This window comes from Bradyrhizobium ferriligni (genome assembly GCF_056837965.1).
This window is the reverse complement of the sequence record NZ_JBXEJO010000243.1, coordinates 1-475: the sequence shown is the minus strand read 5'-3', so window position 1 is coordinate 475 and position 475 is coordinate 1. Positions and strand designations below refer to the sequence as shown.

Here is a 475-nt window from a genome sequence, read left to right as displayed (position 1 = left end):
AGCGTCTAGCGCTTCATTACAGTCACCTAATCAAGACCTTAACACGGGATATGACCTTTATGAATCGTTACACGGGTACGTTCAAGCAATGAGGTCTACATTTTCCGATTTGAGGCCAAAGCCAAAATCCTGACTCACTGTCAAGAATATCAGCAACAAACTTGCTTCAAGACGACGCAAGCGAAATACTAAGTACGACGATTTTAGTGGCTCTACTACGCTCGATGAAGTTGTAGAAAATCAAACACTCAAACAAAAATTTGAAAGTCAGGTGTTTATTGTCATAATTGATAATGTACTCTCTGCCTTACCTAAACGCATGGCAGAGTACCATAGAGTGACTGGTGTATTTGGAATACTTTGGCAGTTAAAATCTCTTACAGCAGAAGAGATTTTGAAAAGAATTCCAAATATTGTCAGCTCTTACCAAGAGGATTTGGAAGAAAGCCTAGGCGACGAACTTATGCAGTTCACT

The 475-nt window shown here is 39.8% G+C and carries 1 protein-coding gene; it reads left to right on the top strand.

The features are described 5' to 3' along the window. Positions 1 to 271 precede the first annotated feature (271 nt). A partial coding sequence (locus tag AC1VNY_RS42590; protein WP_482409686.1) for a hypothetical protein occupies positions 272 to 475 on the top strand: 204 nt, incomplete at its 3' end.